The sequence below is a fragment of the Pseudarthrobacter sp. B4EP4b genome, from assembly GCF_006680095.1.
In the GTDB taxonomy this organism is placed as follows: Bacteria; Actinomycetota; Actinomycetes; order Actinomycetales; family Micrococcaceae; genus Arthrobacter.
Window position 1 is genome coordinate 1 of record NZ_VHIJ01000066.1, and the last position, 1,604, is coordinate 1,604.

The following is a 1,604-nucleotide window of genomic DNA, read 5'->3' on the forward strand; positions in this document are numbered from 1 at the left end:
GAAGAAACAAGCATCCGTACTAACAACCGGTGACAGCCACCAGGCACCTATCCGTTGATATTCCACCCTTGAGCACCCGCCGCAGAACTTGCGTCTGCGCAACGGGCATATACTCCTGACAAACCCCCACCACCACATACGCGGCAATGAATGCTTGTAGGTGCTCCTTAGAAAGGAGGTGATCCAGCCGCACCTTCCGGTACGGCTACCTTGTTACGACTTAGTCCCAATCGCCAGTCCCACCTTCGACAGCTCCCTCCCACAAGGGGTTAGGCCACCGGCTTCGGGTGTTACCAACTTTCGTGACTTGACGGGCGGTGTGTACAAGGCCCGGGAACGTATTCACCGCAGCGTTGCTGATCTGCGATTACTAGCGACTCCGACTTCATGGGGTCGAGTTGCAGACCCCAATCCGAACTGAGACCGGCTTTTTGGGATTAGCTCCACCTCACAGTATCGCAACCCTTTGTACCGGCCATTGTAGCATGCGTGAAGCCCAAGACATAAGGGGCATGATGATTTGACGTCGTCCCCACCTTCCTCCGAGTTGACCCCGGCAGTCTCCTATGAGTCCCCACCATCACGTGCTGGCAACATAGAACGAGGGTTGCGCTCGTTGCGGGACTTAACCCAACATCTCACGACACGAGCTGACGACAACCATGCACCACCTGTAAACCGACCGCAAGCGGGGCACCTGTTTCCAGGTCTTTCCGGTTCATGTCAAGCCTTGGTAAGGTTCTTCGCGTTGCATCGAATTAATCCGCATGCTCCGCCGCTTGTGCGGGCCCCCGTCAATTCCTTTGAGTTTTAGCCTTGCGGCCGTACTCCCCAGGCGGGGCACTTAATGCGTTAGCTACGGCGCGGAAAACGTGGAATGTCCCCCACACCTAGTGCCCAACGTTTACGGCATGGACTACCAGGGTATCTAATCCTGTTCGCTCCCCATGCTTTCGCTCCTCAGCGTCAGTTAATGCCCAGAGACCTGCCTTCGCCATCGGTGTTCCTCCTGATATCTGCGCATTTCACCGCTACACCAGGAATTCCAGTCTCCCCTACATCACTCTAGTCTGCCCGTACCCACCGCAGATCCGGAGTTGAGCCCCGGACTTTCACGGCAGACGCGACAAACCGCCTACGAGCTCTTTACGCCCAATAATTCCGGATAACGCTTGCGCCCTACGTATTACCGCGGCTGCTGGCACGTAGTTAGCCGGGGCTTCTTCTTCAGGTACCGTCATTTTCTTCCCTGCTGATAGGGCTTTACACGCCGAAGGCCTTCTTCACCCACGCGGCGTCGCTGCATCAGGGTTTCCCCCATTGTGCAATATCCCCCACTGCTGCCTCCCGTAGGAGTCTGGGCCGTGTCTCAGTCCCAGTGTGGCCGGTCACCCTCTCAGGCCGGCTACCCGTCGTCGCCTTGGTAAGCCATTACCTCACCAACAAGCTGATAGGCCGCGAGTCCATCCAAAACCACAAAAAGCTTTCCACCAACCACCATGCGATGATCAGTCATATCCGGTATTAGACCCAGTTTCCCAGGCTTATCCCAGAGTTAAGGGCAGGTTACTCACGTGTTACTCACCCGTTCGCCACTAATCCCC

At 56.4% G+C, this 1,604-nt stretch carries 1 rRNA gene; it reads right to left on the reverse strand.

What is annotated here, in order from left to right:
- Positions 1–171 precede the first annotated feature (171 nt).
- Positions 172–1,604, reverse strand: a 16S ribosomal RNA gene (locus FNL14_RS20915); the annotation flags it as partial.